Origin of the sequence: Aeromonas sp. SE22, from assembly GCF_038739755.1 — a bacterium.
Taxonomy (GTDB): Bacteria; Pseudomonadota; Gammaproteobacteria; order Enterobacterales; family Aeromonadaceae; genus Aeromonas; species Aeromonas jandaei.
Genome location: NZ_JBCGFD010000025.1, coordinates 1 through 19,822 on the forward strand (window position 1 = coordinate 1; position 19,822 = coordinate 19,822).

The 19,822-nt window shown below is 60.7% G+C and carries 13 protein-coding genes; 11 read left to right on the forward strand and 2 right to left on the reverse strand.

Features of this window, described 5'->3' with window-relative positions:
* The first annotated feature begins 302 nt into the window (after positions 1-302).
* The 10 genes from AAHA39_RS20300 (at position 303) to AAHA39_RS20345 (ending at position 14,931) form a co-directional block, all read left to right on the forward strand.
* Positions 303-3,740 (forward strand): hybrid sensor histidine kinase/response regulator, encoded by a 3,438-nt coding sequence (locus tag AAHA39_RS20300; protein WP_320656660.1) that lies wholly within the window; start codon positions 303-305, stop codon positions 3,738-3,740.
* 415 nt (positions 3,741-4,155) lie between these two features.
* A complete protein-coding gene (locus AAHA39_RS20305) occupies positions 4,156-5,841 on the forward strand; it encodes an ABC transporter substrate-binding protein (protein WP_320656659.1) in 1,686 nt (561 codons plus the stop codon).
* Positions 5,842-5,960: 119 nt separating this feature from the next.
* A complete protein-coding gene (locus AAHA39_RS20310) occupies positions 5,961-6,944 on the forward strand; it encodes an ABC transporter permease (RefSeq protein ID WP_033115357.1) in 984 nt (327 codons plus the stop codon).
* 1 nt (position 6,945) lies between these two features.
* Positions 6,946-7,866, forward strand: a complete 921-nt coding sequence (locus tag AAHA39_RS20315) for an ABC transporter permease (protein ID WP_041208962.1) — start codon at positions 6,946-6,948, stop codon at positions 7,864-7,866.
* The gene (locus tag AAHA39_RS20320; protein ID WP_320656658.1) at positions 7,863-8,882 is read left to right on the forward strand and encodes an ABC transporter ATP-binding protein; all 1,020 of its coding nucleotides are present in this window, start codon (positions 7,863-7,865) and stop codon (positions 8,880-8,882) included. The genes AAHA39_RS20315 and AAHA39_RS20320 overlap by 4 nt, the downstream gene beginning before the upstream one ends.
* An 11-nt stretch (positions 8,883-8,893) precedes the next feature.
* Positions 8,894-9,886, forward strand: coding sequence for an ABC transporter ATP-binding protein (locus AAHA39_RS20325; protein ID WP_043851339.1), 993 nt, complete (start codon positions 8,894-8,896; stop codon positions 9,884-9,886).
* 114 nt (positions 9,887-10,000) lie between these two features.
* Positions 10,001-11,716, forward strand: a complete 1,716-nt coding sequence (locus AAHA39_RS20330) for a glycoside hydrolase family 9 protein (RefSeq protein WP_320656671.1) — start codon at positions 10,001-10,003, stop codon at positions 11,714-11,716.
* A complete protein-coding gene (locus AAHA39_RS20335) occupies positions 11,709-12,581 on the forward strand; it encodes a BadF/BadG/BcrA/BcrD ATPase family protein (RefSeq protein WP_320656657.1) in 873 nt (290 codons plus the stop codon). Before AAHA39_RS20330 ends, AAHA39_RS20335 begins: the two co-directional genes overlap by 8 nt.
* On the forward strand, positions 12,566-14,431 hold the full coding sequence (locus AAHA39_RS20340) for a beta-N-acetylhexosaminidase (protein WP_320656656.1): 1,866 nt from the start codon (positions 12,566-12,568) through the stop codon (positions 14,429-14,431). The genes AAHA39_RS20335 and AAHA39_RS20340 overlap by 16 nt, the downstream gene beginning before the upstream one ends.
* Positions 14,432-14,586: 155 nt before the next feature.
* Positions 14,587-14,931, forward strand: a complete 345-nt coding sequence (locus tag AAHA39_RS20345) for an MGMT family protein (RefSeq protein WP_320656670.1) — start codon at positions 14,587-14,589, stop codon at positions 14,929-14,931.
* Positions 14,932-14,971: 40 nt separating this feature from the next.
* Here AAHA39_RS20345 and AAHA39_RS20350 read toward each other — a convergent pair whose 3' ends face one another.
* Both AAHA39_RS20350 and topA read right to left on the reverse strand, forming a co-directional pair.
* On the reverse strand, positions 14,972-15,136 hold the full coding sequence (locus tag AAHA39_RS20350; protein ID WP_165791285.1) for a hypothetical protein: 165 nt from the start codon (positions 15,134-15,136) through the stop codon (positions 14,972-14,974).
* Between the two features lie 97 nt (positions 15,137-15,233).
* A complete protein-coding gene (topA, locus tag AAHA39_RS20355; RefSeq protein ID WP_185226707.1) occupies positions 15,234-17,855 on the reverse strand; it encodes a type I DNA topoisomerase in 2,622 nt (873 codons plus the stop codon).
* 344 nt (positions 17,856-18,199) lie between these two features.
* On the opposite strand from topA, the gene astB reads away from it, so the two are divergent.
* Complete coding sequence (gene astB, locus AAHA39_RS20360) at positions 18,200-19,537, forward strand: N-succinylarginine dihydrolase (protein WP_320656655.1); 1,338 nt, start codon at positions 18,200-18,202, stop codon at positions 19,535-19,537.
* The last annotated feature ends 285 nt before the right edge of the window (positions 19,538-19,822 follow it).

Here is a 19,822-nt window from a genome sequence, read left to right on the forward strand (position 1 = left end):
CTCGCGACCCCGACCTTGGCAAGGTCGTGCTCTACCAACTGAGCTATTCCCGCATTACTGCTTTCGTGCCAGTTGCCTGACAACGAGGCGCATTATACGTACCCCAAGCGACAGCACAACCCTTTTTTCGCATTTAAGCGCCGCAACCGGATCGTTTGCTCACCCTTTAGACGGGTTGCTGCAAAATCAGCCGTTCAGCTGTGACCAACCAAGCGAATTTGGGATAAAGTCGTTGAAATGATTACGCTTTAGTTCGAGACTTGAGCCGCTTAATAACCGGATTCTCAATTGAAATTCACAAGATGAAATGGATCTTCAGGCTTCGTGGACTCAGGCCGCAACTAATGCTGGCTTTTTTCATGTTGGGAATGGTGCCATTCCTGGTCGTCACCCTCTTCTTCCTCTACAGCCACGGCAAGGACCTCACCACCCAGACTTCCAACCATCTGGTCTCCGTTCGCAACATCAAAAAGAGCCAGCTTGAGGATTATTTCAACAACCTCAAGGAGCAGATCACCAACTTCTCCCAGCAGGACTTTGCGGGTAACAGTATCGGCCGCTTCTACGGTTTTGCCGGTGCCTTTGAAAAACTGGGCACCACACCGCAAGAGGCCCGGGCCCGGGCACAGGCACGCTATGTACCGGGCTCCTGGGATCAGCTGCAAAAGCCGGATCCCGAAGTCGAAATCGAACCCTCCATCAGTGCCCTCATTCTGGCTGACGAGATGTATGGCCGGGTACATCAGCGCTTTCATCGCGGCTATGCCGACATGGTGCGCAAATCCAACTACAGCGACATCTTTCTGGTCGACCTCAACGGCGATGTCGTCTATTCGGTCACCAAACACCCCAACTTTGCCACCAACCTGCTCTCCGGCCCCTATCAGGGCAGTGGCCTCGGTCAGACCTTCGCCAAGATCAAACGGCGCCTCGATGGCGGCCAGAAACCGCAACAGCTCTTCGAATTCACCGACTTTGGCCGCAACGAGTTGACCGGTCAGGTGGTCGCCTACATGGCCGCTCCCGTGATGCAGTACGACTATGTGCGCGGGGTGGTCATCTTCGAGCTGCTGCCAGACAAGCTCAACCAGATCATGGCGGAGCGGGAGGGGCTCGGAAAAACCGGCGAGACCATTCTCATCGGCCCCGACAAACGGATGCGGGCCGATGCCTGGCTGGCGCCGGAGTACAGCGTCGAGAACAGTTTCAGCCAGAATTTCCGCCTGCTGCAGACCCCTCTCGTCACCAAGACCCTCTCTGGCGAGCAAGGGGTCGGGCTGTTTCGCTCCTATCAGGATGACGATGTACTCGCCGCCTACACCCAGGTGAAGGTATTCGATACCGAGTGGGCCTTTATCGCCGAGATCTCCACCCGCGAGGCCTATGCCCCGATCCGCCAGCTGGAGACGCTGGTCATCGTGCTGGGGGCTGGCTCCCTGCTGCTGCTGATCCTCTTCTCCCGCTGGCTCTCCCACTCCATCACGGCGCCGCTGCGCTCCCTGACCGAAGCGGCAGAGCAGGTTGCCGATGGTGCACTGGATCACCCCATCGCCATCGAACGCACCGGCGATGACATCGACCGGCTGGCGCAGGCGTTTCGCCATATGCAGCGCTCGGTGAAGGAGAAGATCGAACTCATCGAGCAGCAGACCATAGAGCTGCAGCAGCAGGTCAAGCTGACCCACAAGCAGAACCTCAGCCTGCAGCAGGCTGACAAGCTCAAGGATGAACTGCTGGCCAATACCTCCCATGAGCTGCGCACGCCTATCCACGGCATCAAGGGGATGGCCGAGTCGATGCTCGCCAGCCAGCAAGATTTGACGGAAGGACAACAGAAACAGCTTGGCCTCATCATCAAGAGCGCCGACGGTCTGGCCCGTCTGGTGGACGATCTGCTCGACTACCACCAGATGCGCTACGGCCAGCTGGAGATCCACCCCCAGCCCGTCTCCTCCAAGGGGGTGATCCGGCTGGTGCTCGATCTCTGCCAGCATCTGGTACAGGCCAAACCGCTTACTCTGGTGGATATCAGCCCGGCCGAGCTGCCCCCTGTGCTGGCTGACGAGCAGCGCCTCGAACAGGTGCTCTACAATCTGGTCGGCAACGCCATCAAGTACACGCCGCAGGGCAAGGTGGTGCTGAGCGCCATGGTGGAGGGCAACTTCCTGCGCATCAAGGTGACCGATACCGGCATCGGCATCTCCCCCGAGCATCTGGAGCATATCTTCGAACCGCTGGTACAAATGAGCCCGGAGGTAAGCAAGCAGGGAGCCGGCCTTGGCCTCTCCATCACGCGGCAGCTGGTGCACTTGATGGGTGGCGAGCTGAGCGTGCAGAGCGAGCCGAGCGTCGGCTCCACCTTTGCCTTCACCCTGCCGCTCGCGACCGGCAAGAGTGCTCCGCTGACTCAGGGCAGCCGTCAGATAGAGCTGCAACTGGTGCGCCAGCAGCCGCTCATCCTGCCCGACTGGGAGAGCGAGGATCTGCCTCCGCCGCCCGAAGGGGCCCCCCTCATCCTGGTGGTGGACGACGAGCCCATCAATCTGCACATCCTGCGTCACCTCTTGCAGCCCTGCGGCTATCGCATTCTGCCCAGCAGCGATGGCCACGATGCGTTGGCCAAGCTCACCCAGGAGCCGGTGGATCTCATCCTGCTCGATGTAATGATGCCGACCCTCTCCGGCTTCGATGTCTGCCGCCGGCTCCGGGAGCATCATCCCAAAGAGAAGCTGCCGGTGCTGCTGCTCACCGCCCTCAACCAGCCCAAGGATATCGAGGAAGGATTCAATGCCGGCGCCAACGACTATCTGGTCAAACCCTTCTGCAAAGAGGAGCTGTTCGCCCGGGTCAAAGCCTTGCTGGAGGCCAAGGCAGGGCGAGCCTCGCTGGTAGAGAACCGCTTGCTCAAACAGGAGATAGAGCACCGCCTCACCCTGCAAGAGCGACTCCATCAGGATCAGATGCGCCTGCTGGCGCTGCTCGGCGAAGGGGCCGACCCCATGCTCTTTATCGACGAGCAGGGTACAGTGCTGTTCGCCTCCCGGGTACTGGCTCGCCTGCTGGGTCAGGAGCCGGAAACCATGGAGGGACAAGCTATCGACGAGTGGCTGGCCGAGCCACTGAAAGAGCAGTGGCCCGATCTGGCTGGCCAGCGGGAGCATATTGTCGAGTTTCTGGTTGCAGGCCAGAAAGATGAGCTCAACGCCCGCGCCCTGCCCATCACCCTCGGGGGGCAAGCGGCCTTTGCCCTTACCTTTACCACTGAACAACGCCAGGATGAGAGCCGTATCGTGGCGCTCGAGAACGCCCTCAAAAACCTCTCCCGGCAAGCCATCATCGAAGATGAGCAGCTGCTGGGCGAGCTGAGCCGACTGGGCGGCGAGTTCCGCTCGCTGGCCGACAACCTCATTCGCCAGCAGGATGACGAGCCCCTGCGCCGCGCCTTGGTGGAGACCATGCAGCTCACCCTGGATGCGTGGCAGCAGGGCACCGGCAAGGGCAAAATCGTGCTGGCGGAGAAGAGCAAGCTGTGGCGCGTCTATATGGACAGATCCAGCCCGCAGACCCGCACTCTCGACAAGTACCTCAATCTGGACACCCTGCCCAAATCGCCGCGCTGGAAGACGGTCGTTGCCACCACCGAGTATGTGCTGGGCCACTGCCCGCTCAACGAGCAACAGCGCCAGCAGTTGCAACAGAGTGCCCAGACCCTGCGTCAGCTTGCCAACCGCAAGGTGTGAGTCGGCGCAGGATGCGCGCTGGCTCACACTTGGCAAACCGGTTTCTTTTTCCAGCAAAACAAAGCCCGATATACCCCCTGAAATCCGAGCCGATCCACGTCACATATTTGTCATGAACGTTGTTTTCAAGGCAACTTTTAGCGCAGAGAGAACGAACTTAACGATATGATTTACAACAGATAAAAATCAATTTTGACGAAATTGACGTAAGACCCGGGATTTTTACGAAAACAACGAAATCAACAGTTGTTGTTTTCCTGTTAACTCTGTTTTGCTAAGGGCGTTGGAAAACAAAACGACAAGGGTGCAGACACCCAACCAACAACGAGGGCCGGTCTCATCAGCATGCGAAACCGGTGCTCACACAAACAAGGCGAACCCTCGGGAATGCCAAAAAAATAAGAAAGGAAAACATATGCTTGCCAAAGTATCCAAAATCTCTACCGCTGTAATGCTGGGAACCATGATGCTTGCCGGTACTGCCGGCAATGCCATGGCAGCCGAAAACAAGACTGTGCTGACCATGGTTGCACAGCAGGAAACCGCCTGGGTCAAGAACTTCAACCCCTTCCTGCAAGCAGGCTTGCTGCACACTACCCGTCACTTCATCTATGAACCGCTGGTGATCTTCAACGATATGCAGGGTGGCAAACCCGTCTATCGTCTGGCCACCAACTACGAGTTCAGCAAAGACCTGAAATCCGTCACCTTCGATCTGCGTGACGGCGTGAAGTGGTCAGATGGTCAGCCCTTTACTGCTGATGACATCCTGTTCTCCTTCAATCTGGTCAAAGCCAACAAGGCGCTGGATGAGCGCTCAATCTGGACCCAGATCAAGAGCGTCGAGAAGCTGGCCCCGAACAAGGTCAAGTTCGACCTGACCGAGGTCAACACCAACGTGGTGAACGATCTGGTACTGGTGCCCATCGTACCGGAGCATCAGTGGAAGTCGGTGAAAGACCCGGTTGCCTTTACCAACGACAAACCGGTCGGTACCGGCCCCTTCACCGAAGTGGAGAACTTCTCCGCCCAGCTCTACACCCAGTGCCGCAACCCGCACTACTGGGATAACGCCAACCTCTCCATCGACTGTATCCGCATGCCGCAGATGGCCACCAACGATCAGGTGCTGGCTGCTGTGATGAAGGGCGACATCGACTGGTTCGGCTCCTTCGTACCGGATATCGAGCGTCTCTACGTCGGCAACGATCCGAAGAACAACAAGTACTGGTTCCCGGCCTCCGGTACCGTGGCGTTCAACGTCAACTTCCAGACCAAAAACCCGGGCAACCACGAAGCCTTCAATGACGTCAACTTCCGCCGCGCCTTCTCCATGGCGATGGACCGCCAGTCCATGGTGGATATCGCGGGCTACGGCTACCCGACCGTCAACGAATACCCGTCAGGGCTTGGCAAGGCGTTCGCCTCCTGGAACAACCCGGATGTGGACAAGAAGTACGGCAAGTTCAACAAGTACGATCTGGAAGGCGCAAAAGCCCTGTTGAAGCAGGCTGGTTATAAGGATTGTGACGGCGACAAGTTCCTCGACACCCCGAGCTGCAAAAAGATCGAGTTCAAGGTACTGGTGCCGAACGGCTGGACCGACTGGGTCAACACTGTACAGATCGGCGTGGAAGGGCTGCAGGCACTGGGCCTGAATGCCAAGACCGCCACCCCGGAAGCGACCGTCTGGACCGAGAACCTCATCACTGGCGACTTTGATGTGGCGCTGCAGGGCTACTTTGCCGGTGCCAACCCGCACAAGTACTTCGAAACCGCCTTCCACTCCCGCAACATGGGTGAGCGTGGCAACCGCTTTGCGGCTCCCCGCTACAAGGATCCCGAGCTGGACAAACTGATCGACGACTTCACCCAGACCGCCGATGCAGCCAAGCAGAAGGACATCATGTTTGCGATTCAGGAGCGGGTCGGTGCCAACCAGACCATCATCCCGGTCTTCAACAACCCGACCTGGTATGAGTACAGCACCAAGCGTTTCCACGGCTGGTTCAGCGCTGACAACCCGGTTGCCAAGCCGCAGCTCCACCCGGACACCCCCGAGCGTCTGCTGCACATCCTGGCACTCAAGCCAAACAGCTAAACAATCCCGGCCCCCTGCGGGGGGCCATCTTCCCCGTTGATCCCCCCTTCTGCCCGCATCTGCCGGGGTTGGGGTAGCCATGCCCGACGCGGGGCGGACTTGCAGTAAAAGGTATCATCATGGGATTCATACTGAGACGCTTTTCCTTCTATCTGGTTGCCTTTCTGGTAGCCGCCACCATCAACTTCCTGTTACCCCGAGCCATGCCAGGCGATCCTGTCTCCGTGATGTTTGCCCGCGCTGGCGCCATGATGGAACCCGCCGCACTGGAAGCACTCAAGGCCACCTTCGGCTTTGTCGACGGCCCCATCGGCACCCAGTTTCTTACCTATGTGAAGAGTGTCTTCACCTGGGATCTCGGCACCTCGGTGCGCTTCTATCCGCAACAGGTCTCGGACGTGCTGGGCCGCGCCATCGGCTGGACCCTGTTTCTGGTGGGCACCTCCACCATTCTGAGTTTCTCCGTCGGATCCATCGTCGGCATCTTCGCCGCCTGGTATCGCGGCGGCCGGATGGACAGCATCCTCTCCCCGCTCACTCTGGTGATGCAGGCGATTCCGCCGGTGGTGGTTTCCCTGCTTGCCCTGTTCCTGTTCGGGGTAAGTCTTGAATGGCTGCCGATTGGCTACGCCTACAGCCCGGAGATCACGCCGGACTGGGGCTGGGAGCACATCAAGAGCATCCTGACCCACGCCATCATGCCGGTCGGCACTCTGGCCATGGTGCAGGTGGGGGGCTTTCTCATCACCATGCGCAACAACATGATCAACCTGCTGGGTGAGGATTACATCACCATGGCCAAGGCCAAGGGGCTCTCCAGCAACCGGGTGATCTTCAACTACGGCGCCCGCAACGCCATTCTGCCGAGTGTCACCGCCCTCTCCATGGCGCTCGGTTTCGTCATCGGTGGCTCCCTCATCACCGAGGTGATCTTCAACTATCCCGGCCTGGGCCTGACCCTCTATCAGGGCATTCTGGCCCGCGACTACCCGCTCATTCAGGGGCAGCTGCTCATCATGACCATCACCATGCTCAGCTTCAACTTCCTGGCCGACGTGCTCTACGTCTTCCTGGATCCCCGTCTGCGTACAGGAGGCAAATAAGATGCGTATGCCGACCATTCTCAAAATCCTGCTGGGCAACAAGAAGGCTGCCTGCGGCCTCGTCATCGTCGTTACCTTCGTGCTGATGGCGCTGTTTGCCCCCCTGCTGGCCAGCAACGAGCCGACCAAACGGGTTGCCCGCCCCCACCAGCCGCCCAGCGCCGAGTTCGTGATGGGCACCACCCGCATGGGCCACGATATCTGGTCCCAGTTCACCAACGGCGCCCGTATCTCCTTGCTGGTGGGCTTTAGTGCAGGCCTGCTGGTCTGCACCCTGGCCGTCGCCATCGGCATCACCGCAGGCTACTTTGGCGGTCTGGTGGATGAGTGCCTCACCTTCCTGATGAACGTGGTGCTGGTGATCCCCAACCTCCCCTTGCTACTGGTGCTGGCGAGCTTTATCGGGGAGGCGTCACCGGCGGTGATTGCCGTGATAATAGGGTTGACCTCGTGGGCCTATGGCGCGCGGGTCATCCGGGCCCAGACCCTGGCCCTGCGCGAGAAGGAGTTCGTCATCGCCGCCGAAGTGTTGGGCGAGCCGGCCTGGCGCATCATTCTGGTGGAGATCCTGCCCAACCTCATCTCCATCATCGGGGTGAGCTTTATCGGCTCCATCATCTACGCCATCGTCACCGAAGCGACCCTGGAGTTCCTGGGTCTCGGCGACCCGACCGTGGTGAGCTGGGGCATCATGCTCTACAACGCCCAGACCTCCAGTGCCATTCTGGTCGGTGCCTGGTGGGAGATCCTGGCCCCCTGCTTTGCCATCGCCACCCTGGGGGCAGGTCTGGCCCTGCTCAACTTCGCCATCGACGAGATCGCCAACCCGCAGCTGCGCTCCCACAAGGGGCTCAACCGCTGGAAAAAACTCGCCGCGCCAACCCCTTCTGCGGTATCAGCTGTACAGGAGAAGACAGCATGAACAAGCACCCCCTGCTGTCAGTACGCAATCTTTGCGTCGACTACATCACCGAAAATGGTGACGTGCGCGCCGTCAACTCGGTGAGCTTCGATATCAAACAGGGCGAGATCTTCGGTCTCGCCGGCGAGTCGGGCTGCGGCAAATCCACCGTCGCCTTCTCGGTAGCCCGGCTGCACAAGCCGCCGGCCTACATCAGCGGCGGCGAGATCCTGTTCAAGGGGGAGAACATCCTCCACTACGGTGACGAGCGGCTGCGCTCCTATCGCTGGCAACAGGTGTCGGTGGTGTTCCAGTCCGCCATGAACGCCCTGAACCCGGTACTGCGGATGGAGGAGCAGTTCTGCGACGTGCTGCTTGCCCACAACCCCGGCATGACCCGCTACGAGGCGATCAAGCGCGCCCAGGAGCTGCTTACCATCGTCGATATTCACCCGAGCCGGCTCAAGGATTACCCGCACCAGTTCTCCGGCGGCATGCGCCAGCGGCTGGTGATTGCCATCGCCATGGCGCTCAACCCCGAGCTGCTCATCATGGATGAGCCGACCACGGCGCTCGATGTGGTGGTGCAGCGGGAGATCCTGCAGAAGGTTTATGCCCTGAAAGAGAAGTTCAACTTCTCCATTCTGTTCATCACCCACGACCTCTCCCTGATGGTGGAGTTCTGCGATCGCATCGGCATCATGTATGCCGGTGAACTGGTGGAGGTTGCCCCCTCCAAGGCGATCCTGACCGCGCCGCTGCACCCCTATACCAGAGGGCTCGGTAACTCCTTCCCGCCCCTGCACGGGCCGAAGAAGGTGCTGGAGGGGATCCCGGGCACCCCGCTCAACCTGCTGGAGGTGCCGGTCGGCTGCCGCTTTCAGGCCCGCTGCGGCAAGGTGCACGAGCGCTGCCGTCAGGAGTACACCAGATTGGCCGAGATCCGCCCAGGGCAACAGACCGCCTGCCATCTTTATGACGTGCAGGATGAACAACAAGATCCCCTGATCTATCTGGACAAGGCCGCTGGCTGTTAAGGATGTCTGTCATGCAAATCGCCAAAACCGATGCCCCCATCATCGAAGTCCAACACCTCTACAAGGACTTCCCCGTCAACTCCAATGCCATCAAGAGTGGCAAGATGCGGGCACTCTCCGACATCACCTTCAACCTGCACCGGGGCCGCGCCCTGGCGGTGGTGGGGGAGTCTGGCTCCGGCAAGAGCACCATAGCCAAGATCATTGCCAAGATGTACAAGCTCAGTGCCGGGCGCATTCTCTATCGCGGCCACGATCTGGAAGAGTTCAACAAGGGCACCGCCCTGCTGGACTATCGCCAGAGCGTACAGATGGTATGGCAAGATCCGTTTGGTTCGCTCAACCCGACCCACACCATCTATCACCACATCGCCCGCCCCCTGCTGCTGCACAGCAAGGTGATCGACAAAAGAGATCTGCCCGACATGGTCTACGCCCTGCTGGAGAAGGTCGGCCTTACTCCCGCCAAGGCGACCGCGGCCAAGTATCCGCACCAGCTCTCCGGCGGCCAGCGCCAGCGGGTCAACATCGCCCGCAATCTGGCGGTGGAGGCGGAAGTGGTACTGGCGGATGAACCCACCTCCATGCTCGACGTCTCCATTCGCATCGGCATCCTCAACCTGATGGAGCAGATGAAGGATGAGCTTGGCGTCTCCATGCTCTACATAACCCACGACATCGCCACCGCCCGCTATGTGGCGGAAGATCTGGCGGTGATGTACGTGGGCCACATGGTGGAGTGGGGCGAGGTGGACGAGATCCTGCACCACCCGCAGCACCCCTACACCCAGCTGCTCATCTCGGCGGTGCCAGACCCCGAGAAGAGCATCCACGCCGAGCTTGAGGGCGGACGAAAAGGGGAGATCCCGCTCTGGACGCCCGAGTCCTGCGGTTGCCCCTTTGCCGGGCGCTGCAATCAGGCGATGCCCCGCTGCAAGGAGAGCCTGCCAGCCATCACCAGGCTTGCCGACAACCACTTCGTGCGTTGCTACCTCTACGAGTGATGGTGAGCCTTAGACCGGCCGGACAGCACAGTCCGGCCATGCCTCGATACGGGGCGGCCATAGCCCCGTGATGTGCCTCACCGTCAGTCGGTGAACCACAGGAGTAATACCTTGATGGAACTCTTGATCAATCAGGTGGGCTACGAGTGCGACGGGCACAAGGTAGCCCTGCTGCAAGCCTCCCCCGCCCATGATCTCGGCGGCTACGTCAGGCTGCAACGCCTTGATGATGGCCAGATCCTGTTTGAAACCCCGCTACAAGCGGCTGGCAGCGTCCCCGGCTGGCAGGGGCGTGCTTACTGGCGCGCCGACTTCTCTGCATTCAAGGAGCCCGGCCACTATCGGCTGGAGGCGATCACTGCCCAAGGCATTGTCCGCTCGACCCGTTTTGCCATCGGCCAGGATCTGCTGGCCAGCCACTGCCTCTCCGATGTCATTCACTACTTCAAGGGGCAGCGCGCCAGCGGCACCTTCGATCGGGCCGACCGTTGCGCCCGCCTGTTTGGCACCGACCAGCACAGAGATGTGCACGGCGGCTGGTTCGATGCCAGCGGCGACATGAGCAAATACCTGAGCCACCTCTCCTACGCCAACTACCTCAACCCCCAGCAGACCCCCATGGTGGTGTGGTCGCTGCTCAAGTGCCGGGAACTACTGGCCCCGCGCCGCGATATCGACGGAGTGAACCTCTGCAAGCGGCTCAATGACGAGGCGCTGCACGGCGCCGATTTCCTCTGCCGGATGCAGGATGAGTCGGGCTTCTTCTTCATGACCCTGTTCGACAAGTGGAGCAAGGATCCCGCCCAGCGCGAGCTATGCGCCTACGCCACCCAGCAGGGGATCAAATCCGCCAACTGGCAGGCAGGTTTCCGCCAGGGGGGTGGCATGGCCATTGCCGCACTGGCCCGCGCTGCCCGCGAGCACATCGGCGGTGACTTCGATACCAACCATTACGCCGAGGCGGCCAGACGCGGCTACCTGCATCTGCGTGAGCACAACCTTGCCTATCTGGACGACGGGGTCGAAAACATCATCGACGACTACTGCGCCCTGCTGGCGGCGGTGGAGCTGACCCGCACCTTCGGCGCCGAGTGGCTGGCCGAGGCGAGAGCCCGCGCCAGCAAGCTCTGCGTCCGTCAGCGCATTCATCCGGAGCTGGGTCACTACTGGTCGGCCAACGAGGATGGCTCGCGCCCCTACTACCACGCAGCAGAAGCGGGGCTGCCGGTGCTGGCGCTGCTGGAATATCTGGGCGTAGAGCCGGATCAGGAGAACAAGGCTCGGGTACAAACCGTGGTGGAGCAGGCGCTGGCCGCCGAGCTGGCACTCTGCGCACGGGCGGGTAACCCCTTCTCCCTCGCCCGCCAATATGTCAAAGGGGTGGATGAAGCGCCGCGCGTCAGCTTCTTTATGCCCCACCACAACGAGTCCGGTTACTGGTGGCAGGGGGAGAATGCCCGGCTGGCCTCGCTGGCCGCGATGGCCTTTGCCGCCGCAGCACAACTGCCCCATCAGAGCAGGTTGCTGCGCACTTTCGGTCAGCACCAGCTCGACTGGATCCTCGGGCAAAACCCCTTCAACACCTGCATGTTGGCTGGCCACGGCATCAACAATCCCACCTATACCGCCGGTTACCCCAATGCGCAGGGGGGCATCTGCAACGGCATCACCTCAGGGTTTGATGACGAAAATGAGGTGGCCTTTATTCCAGAGGAGTACAGGGAACGGCTGGATCAGAACTGGCGCTGGGGCGAGCAGTGGATCCCCCACGCAGCCTGGTTTGTCCTTGCCATCAGCTGGCAAAATGCCGCAGGAGGTCGCCATGATTGAGTACTGGGTCGGGGTCGATGGCGGTGGCACCCACACCCGCGCCCGCATTCGGGATCGGGCCGGCAAGCTGCTCGGCGAAGGGCGCGCCGCCGGCTCCAATCTGGAGCTGGGGATCCCTCACGCTCATGCCAATGTGCTGGCCGCCATCGCCAGCGCCCGCCTTACGGCCGGACTCGGTATCGAGTGCGAACAACAGATGGGGGTCGGGCTGGCGCTCGCCTCCGCCGAGCTGGCCGACTGCTATCACGCCCTGCTCGAGATGCCCTTCCCCTTTGCCAGCGTGCGGCTCACCTCCGATGCCTTCGGCGCTTGCCTCGGCGCCTTTGGTGGCCGGGAGGGAGCCATCCTGATCGCCGGCACCGGTTCGGTCGGGCTGGTTTATAAGAATCACCAGATCCGCACCTGCTCTGGACGGGGCTTTCCCATTTCGGATCTCGGCAGTGGCGCCTGGCTGGGCTTACGCGCCATCCAGCAATCCCTGCTCTGCCACGATGGCATCCTGCCCCCCAGCACCCTGGCCATTCGTTTGCTCGACCACTTCAAACGGGATCAGACCGAGGTAGTGCGCTGGGCTGCTCGCGCCATTCCCGCCGACTACGGCCGCTTCGCCCCCTGGGTGTTCGATGCGGCCAGCGATGGCGATGAGCTCGCCAACCAGTTGCTGGATGAGACTTGTGCCCAACTCACCACCCTGCTGGAGGGAATGAAGTTGCTGGGTGCCACCGAGATCGCCCTGCTGGGTGGTATCGGCACCCGCCTCACCCCCCGCCTTGGCGAGCTGAACCTTGTGGCCCCCAGAAGCGATGCACTCGACGGGGCCATCCTGTTTGCCCAATCAGAGGATTATCCATGTCTACACCCCTGATCCACTCCCGGGTCACCCGACGTGACGGCGAGGATGTCTGGTTTGCCTTCACCCTGTCCAACCTGCCGGCTGAGACGTGGAAGCTGCACTTCTGTCTGGCACGCCATATCGACCCGGAATCACTGCAAGGGGGCGAGCTTGAGCGCCAGAGCGGCAGCTACAAGGTGCTGATCCCGCATGCTGGCAGCAACGAGATCCTGTTTTGCTGCCGCCAGACCCCCATCAAGAAGATCTCCGACATGCCGCAGGGCTTCTTCCTGAGCCTGCCCGACGCCACCACTGGCCCCCAGCTGCTGCCGGTGACCCCGGCCGCAGAGGAGCTGGGGCTGGAAAACCCGCTCACCCGCAAGCCAGACCTGCCGGACGTCGAGCCTCTGCCCGGCATAGTGCCGCAGCCCGCACATCTGGTGCTGCAGGAGGGATATTTTCGCCTCGCCGAGCGGGCCCACGTGAGCGCCATCCGCGATATCAGCGGCTTGCTTGGCCACTTCAACGAGCTCACATCGCTGGCACTGGAGCAGGATCACGACGCAGAGATCAGGCTGGTTGAGACAGCGCTGGCCCCCGAAGCCTACCGGCTCACCATCACCGAAGAGGAGATAGTGATTGCCGCTGCGGGCGAGAGCGGCTGGCGTCACGCTCTGGTCACGCTGGCCCAGTGGTATCTGCAGCATGGCGAGAGCCTGCCCTGCCTGACGCTGGAGGACAGCCCGCGCTTTGGTTTTCGCGGCATTTTTCTCGACTGCGCCCGCCACTTTCACAGCACGGCGACCATCAAGCGGCTGCTCAAGCTGATGAGCCTATACAAGTTCAACCGCTTCCACTGGCATCTGACCGATGACGAGGGGTGGCGCCTCGAGATCAATGCCTTCCCCGAGCTCACCACCGTGGGTGCCTGGCGCGGCCATGATCTGGCCATAGATCCGCAGCTGAGCGGCGGCCCCAACCCCTACGGTGGCTACTACACCCAGAGCGAGGTGCGCGAGCTGGTGGCCTATGCCGAAGGGCTTGGCATTACCATCATCCCCGAAATCGACATTCCGGGTCACTGCCACGCCGCCATCAAGGCGCTGCCGGAGCTGCTGGTGGAGGAGGCTGATCGCTCCCGCTACCGCTCGGTGCAGCACTTTGACGACAATGTGCTCAACCCGGCGCTGCCCGGCACCTACCGTTTTCTGGAAGCGGTGCTGGACGAGGTGTGTGAGCTCTTCCCCGGCCCCCAGATCCACATGGGGGGAGATGAAGTTCCAAGCGGCGTCTGGACCGACAGTCCCGCCTGCCAGCAGCTGATGACCGAGCAGGGTTACTCCGACTGCCGCGAACTGCAGGGCCATCTGCTGCGCCACTGCCAGCGCTATCTGGCCGCCAGAGGCAAACAGATGATCGGCTGGGAGGAGATCCTGCATGGGGACAAGGTGAGCCGCAAAGCGGCCATCTGCGCCTGGACCAGCTTTCAGGCGGGGCTGGACGCGGCCGCAGCCGGTTATCCGGTGGTGATGGCGCCCGCCCAGTACCTCTATCTGGATCTCGCCTGGAGCGCCGATATTCACGAACCCGGCCTCTACTGGGCGGGTACCCTCAATCTGGAGCAGATCTACTCATGCGATCCTGCCCCAGCCGATTTCCATGCCAGCGATAACATCCTCGGGGTGCTGAGCCCCTTGTGGTCAGAATTGATCACCTCGCGCGATCGTCTCGACTACATGTTGTTCCCGCGCATGCTGGCCACGGCCGAGGTGGCCTGGAGCGATCCCGCCCGCAAGGGGTGGGAGCACTTCGCCGCCCGGCTGCCCGGCCAGCTGCAGATCCTCGACCAGCTGCAGGTGCGCTACCGGATGCCACAGAGGTAATGTTGTCTTTACTTTGGCGGCCCTCAGGCCGCCTTTTTTCATTCAAGCCCCACCATCCCCTGATATCAGATATTCCAACCTCTCCCATGCCTTGCTCCCGGCCCCGCCGAGAAGCCACAATGACCCATCCACTCAACGGCAACAGCAGACTCTCCATGTATCACCCCTCCCATGAAAAAGTGGCCAGAATCGAGGCGATTATCGCGCTCATTCCTGCAGGCAAGGTGGCCAGCTACGGTCAGGTTGCCGATCTGGCGGGTCTACCTGGACGGGCAAGGCTGGTGGGCAAGGTGCTGCGGGAGACCGACAAGGTGCTGCCATGGCATCGGGTGCTGGGCGCTGTCGGTACCATTTCGTTGCCCAATGGGTCTGAAGGATTTGCCACCCAGGTCGGCTTGTTGCAGGAAGAGGGGGTTGCCGTGATTGGCGGGCGAGTCAGAATGCGGGATTGGCAGTGGCAGCCCGACCTGGCCGAGCTGCTGTTTTTACTGCCGTTTTGACGTTGTTCTTCACCTGAAGTGGTGATTGTTGGGCTGACGCTTACTCCAGCGGAGCCAGGATCTCGTCACTGCGTACTTGCACCGGAATGGTCTCATCTTCGCGCTGCAGCAGCACCAGCAAGCTCTGCCGATCCACTTCCAGCACATAGGCAGCCCCTTCACGGGTCATGCAGCTCATGCCCGGCCGGATCTCGTGTATCTCCATCACCACCTCCCTGTTACAACGCTGCACTCCTTGCAGCTGGTACTCAGTATATGCTGCTCAACAAGCAAAGAGGCCCCTTGTCGGGGCCTCTTTCTCATCAGGCTTTCTTCGCCTTTGGCAAACTCTCTTGCCAGGTGCCGTTATCGTAGTGAGCGGTCCAGCCGGTCGCCTTGCCGTTGACCTCGGTCATCACGTACTGCTCCTTGGTCTTGCGACTGAAGCGTACGATGGCCGGGTTGCCATCCGGATCGGTGAGCGGGGCTCCCGCCAGATACTTGTGCTTGGCCGAGATGCGATCCTTGAAGCGCTTGAGCTCCTCCACTAGCGGCGCGCGGGTCTCGCGGGATTTGGGGAAGTTGCTGGCCGCCAGGAACAGACCGGCAGCCCCGTCGCGCAGCACGAAGTGGGCGTCGGACTGGGTGCACTTGAGCTCGGGCAGCGGTACCGGATCCTCTTTCGGCGGCGCGATGTCACCGTTTTTCAGGATCTTGCGGGTGTTCTTGCAAGTCTCGTTGGTACAGCCCATGTACTTGCCGAAACGGCCGTTCTTGAGCTGCATCTCGCTGCCACAGCGGTCACACTCGATGCTCGGCCCTTCGTAGCCCTTGAGCTTGAACTGACCTTTTTCAATTTCGTAGCCATCGCAATCGGGGTTGCGACCACAGACGTGCAGCTTGCGGCTGTCGTCGATGATGTAGGCATCCATCGCGGTGCCGCACACACCGCAGCGGTGCTTGGCGCGCAGCGCTTCGGTTTCCGCCTCTTCGCCGTCAGTGGCGGAGACAAACTCGTCGGCAGAGACCAGGTTGATGGTCTTCTTGCAGCGCTCTTTCGGCGGCAGGGCATAGCCGGAGCAACCAAGGAAGACACCGGTGGTGGCGGTACGGATACCCATCTTGCGGCCGCAATCAGGGCAATCGATATCGGTCAGCACCATCTGGTTGGCACGCATGCCACCCTCTTCCGGCGCCTTGTCCGCTTTCTCCAGCTCATGGGTAAACTCGGCGTAGAAGGCATCCAGCACCTTCTTCCACTCAAGGCTCCCTTCGGCGATGCCATCGAGCTTGTCTTCCATCTTGGCGGTGAACTCGTAGTTCATCAGCTCGACGAAGTTCTCGACCAGACGGTCGGTGACAATCTCACCCATCTTCTCGGCGAAGAAACGGCGACTATCGACCCGTACATACCCACGATCGACGATGGTGGAGATGATGGAGGCGTAGGTAGACGGACGGCCGATGCCGCGTTTTTCCAGCTCGCGTACCAGCGCAGCTTCGGTGAAGCGTGCGGGCGGCTTGGTGAAGTGCTGACGCGGATCCAGCTTGACCAGTTTCAGAACCTCGCCGACAGTCACAGCCGGCAACTGGCTGTCTTCACCCTTGCGGCCCATCGGCGGCAGCGCCTTGGTCCAACCGGCGAAGCGCAGGGTACGGCCACGGGCCTTGAGCTCGAACTCGCCCGCCTTGACGGTCAGGGTGGAGGAGTCGTACTGGGCCGGGGTCATCTGGCAGGCCACGAACTGACGCCAGATGAGGTCGTACAGGCGCATCGCATCCGGTTCCATCCCTTCCAGCATTTCGGCAGTCACCTGCACGCTGGAGGGGCGGATCGCTTCGTGGGCCTCCTGGGCATTGGCCTTGGCGCCATACAGATTCGGCTCGGCCGGCAGGTAGGCGGCGCCATACTGCTCGCCGATATATTCCCGCACCGCGTCCACCGCCTCTTTGCTGAGGTTGGTGGAGTCGGTACGCATATAGGTGATGTAACCCGCTTCATAGAGACGCTGGGCCATCATCATGGTCTTCTTGACCCCGAAGCTCAGACGAGTAGAGGCCGCCTGCTGCAGAGTGGATGTGATGAAGGGCGCGGACGGCTTGGAGCCGGTCGGCTTGTCTTCCCGGTTCACCACCTTGTAGTCGACCCCTTCCAGCGCTGCGACGGCGGCGAAGGTCTCGGCCTGGGTGACCGGCTTGAAGTCGGCGCCGTTGCGGCTGACCACTTCCATGCGCAGCTCGCTCTTCTCGGCAGTCAGCAGGTCGGCGTTGAGATCCCAGAACTCGACCGGCACGAATGCCTTGATTTCGCGCTCTTTATCGACAATGAGACGCACTGCGACGGACTGCACCCGACCTGCAGAGAGGCCGCGCGCCAGCTTTTTCCACAGCAGCGGAGAGACCATGTAGCCCACGACGCGGTCGAGGAAACGACGGGCCTGCTGGGCGTTGACGCGGTCAATGTTGAGCTCGGAGGGCTGGGCAAACGCCTCCTTGATGGCGGTTTTGGTGATCTCGTTGAACACCACGCGCTTGTAGCGGCTCTCATCGCCACCGATGATCTCGCGCAGGTGCCAGGCGATCGCTTCCCCTTCTCTATCCAAGTCGGTTGCGAGATAGATGGTGTCGGCCTTCTCGGCCAGACTCTGCAACTCGCTGACCACCTTCTCCTTGCCGGGCAAAATCTGGTAGTTGGCCTGCCAGCCCGCAGTCGGGTTGATCCCCATCCGGGCAAACAGGGCTTTGCGCTCCTTGGCTGCCTTTTCGGTTTCGCTCAACTTGATGCCGCGAATGACGGGTTTCTTGGGCTCGGTGCTGGCGCTGCCGCTGGTGGGCAGATCGCGAACATGACCCACGCTGGATTTCACCACGTAGTCCTTGCCCAGATATTTGTTGATGGTCTTGGCCTTGGCCGGAGACTCCACTATGACCAGTGATTTGCCCATGCTGTAACTATTATCCTCATTGCACCCGACGGGGTTGGTGTGCGGTTTTGTGGGGCTGTATAAGAGATTTGACGGGAAAAAGCAATCTTGTGACTCAATTTGCCTGACCAGCCCCTACCGCGCTGCTTCTTTATTTATTAATGCGAAGGGTCAGCGTCGGGTGCAACCGCTTTTTCATTTTTCTGCCATACGGCCCCTCTTTTTATATCTGAAACGACATAAAAACGTCTGCTGGTTACCGGCTTGTTACAAAAACATAAAATCTCTTTATAATGGCCCCACCCCGACGCATTGTGCGCGGAAGGAATCCGCTACCCATCATAAAAATCGAAAGGATGTACTCAATGAAGCACTTCGAGGTCAATTTCGACGGACTGGTCGGCCCGACCCACAACTACGCCGGTCTCTCCTACGGCAACGTCGCCTCCCAGAACAACGCCCAGGAAGCCTCCAACCCGAAAGAGGCGGCCAAACAGGGGCTACGCAAGATGAAGGCGCTGACCGAGCTCGGCATGACCCAGGGGGTGCTGGCGCCACAAGAGCGCCCTGACCTTGCCACCCTGCGCCGCCTCGGCTTCACCGGCAGCGATGCCCGGGTGCTGGAGCAGGCCGCCAAACAGGCTCCTGCCGTACTGGCCGCCTGCTATTCGGCCTCCAGCATGTGGACCGCCAACGCCGCCACCGTCTCCCCGAGTGCCGATACTCAGGATGGCCGCATTCACTTCACCCCCGCCAACCTGACCAACAAGTTTCACCGCTCACTCGAGCCGGATGTCACTGGCCGGATCCTGCGTGCCGTGTTCAATAACGAGCGCCACTTCAGTCACCACCTCCATCTGCCGGAGAACGACCACTTCGGCGACGAGGGGGCGGCCAACCACACCCGCCTCTGCCGCGCCTATGGCGAAGCGGGGGTCGAGCTCTTCGTCTATGGTCGCAGCGCCTTTGATCTCTCCCGCACGGCACCAAAGCGCTATCCGGCCCGCCAGACTCTGGAGGCGAGTCAGGCCATCGCCCGCCTGCATGGTCTTGATGAGGAGAGCGTGGTCTTTATCCAGCAAAATCCGGAGGTGATCGATCAGGGGGTATTCCACAACGACGTGATCGCGGTGGGTAACCAGAACGTGCTCTTCTTCCACCAGCAAGCATTTCTCAACACCGAACAGGCGCTGGCCGAGGTGAAGACCAAGTTTGGCGAAGGGGAGCTGCACTTTATCGAGGTGCCGACCGCCGAGGTATCTGTACTGGATGCAGTGAAATCCTATCTGTTCAACACCCAGATCCTCACCCTGCCCAATGGCGAAATGGCGATCATCGCCCCTACCGAGTGCCGCGACAATCCGGCAGTGTCGTCGTACCTGAACAAGCTGCTGACCATGAACACACCGATCAAGGCCGTTCACTACATGGACGTCAAGCAGAGCATGCGTAATGGCGGCGGCCCCGCCTGTTTGCGGCTGCGGGTCGCCATGAACGATGCCGAACTCGCGGCGGTCAATCAGGCCTGCCTTATCAACGACAGCCAGTTCGCCCGCCTCGATGGCTGGGTCGATCGTCACTACCGCGACCGCCTGACCCTCGACGATCTGCGTGATCCGACCCTAGTGCAGGAGTCTCGCAGCGCACTGGACGAACTGACCCAGATCCTGAAACTGGGGTCCATCTACCCGTTCCAGCGCTAATCGTCGCACCAGAGATCAAGCTCAATTGAGCAAAAGACCGCCATGTCAGGCGGTCTTTTTGTCTGTCTCTCAACAAATTCTGAATTTTTCGACCTGAGCCCGCAACGGGACTGCATAGAAAAGCAGCGCACAACTTGCTGATAAGTCTGAATTTTGAGCACGATGTATCAAAAAATCGACGAACAGTCATTTTTTGCTGCCAGAAACGCTTCAAGGGGTTCACAAAGAGCGAAGATCTGTTAGTATGCGCCTCGCACTTGGGGAGGGGTTCCCGAGCGGCCAAAG

Coding starts and splice junctions, on each gene's coding strand:
- AAHA39_RS20325 (WP_043851339.1), top strand. CDS start 8,894: ATGCAAATCGCCAAAACCGATGCCCCCATCATCGAAGTCCAACACCTC.
- AAHA39_RS20320 (WP_320656658.1), top strand. CDS start 7,863: ATGAACAAGCACCCCCTGCTGTCAGTACGCAATCTTTGCGTCGACTAC.
- AAHA39_RS20350 (WP_165791285.1), bottom strand. CDS start 15,136: ATGGAGATACACGAGATCCGGCCGGGCATGAGCTGCATGACCCGTGAA.
- AAHA39_RS20340 (WP_320656656.1), top strand. CDS start 12,566: ATGTCTACACCCCTGATCCACTCCCGGGTCACCCGACGTGACGGCGAG.
- AAHA39_RS20335 (WP_320656657.1), top strand. CDS start 11,709: ATGATTGAGTACTGGGTCGGGGTCGATGGCGGTGGCACCCACACCCGC.
- astB (WP_320656655.1), top strand. CDS start 18,200: ATGAAGCACTTCGAGGTCAATTTCGACGGACTGGTCGGCCCGACCCAC.
- AAHA39_RS20345 (WP_320656670.1), top strand. CDS start 14,587: ATGTATCACCCCTCCCATGAAAAAGTGGCCAGAATCGAGGCGATTATC.
- AAHA39_RS20330 (WP_320656671.1), top strand. CDS start 10,001: ATGGAACTCTTGATCAATCAGGTGGGCTACGAGTGCGACGGGCACAAG.
- AAHA39_RS20300 (WP_320656660.1), top strand. CDS start 303: ATGAAATGGATCTTCAGGCTTCGTGGACTCAGGCCGCAACTAATGCTG.
- AAHA39_RS20315 (WP_041208962.1), top strand. CDS start 6,946: ATGCGTATGCCGACCATTCTCAAAATCCTGCTGGGCAACAAGAAGGCT.
- topA (WP_185226707.1), bottom strand. CDS start 17,855: ATGGGCAAATCACTGGTCATAGTGGAGTCTCCGGCCAAGGCCAAGACC.
- AAHA39_RS20305 (WP_320656659.1), top strand. CDS start 4,156: ATGCTTGCCAAAGTATCCAAAATCTCTACCGCTGTAATGCTGGGAACC.
- AAHA39_RS20310 (WP_033115357.1), top strand. CDS start 5,961: ATGGGATTCATACTGAGACGCTTTTCCTTCTATCTGGTTGCCTTTCTG.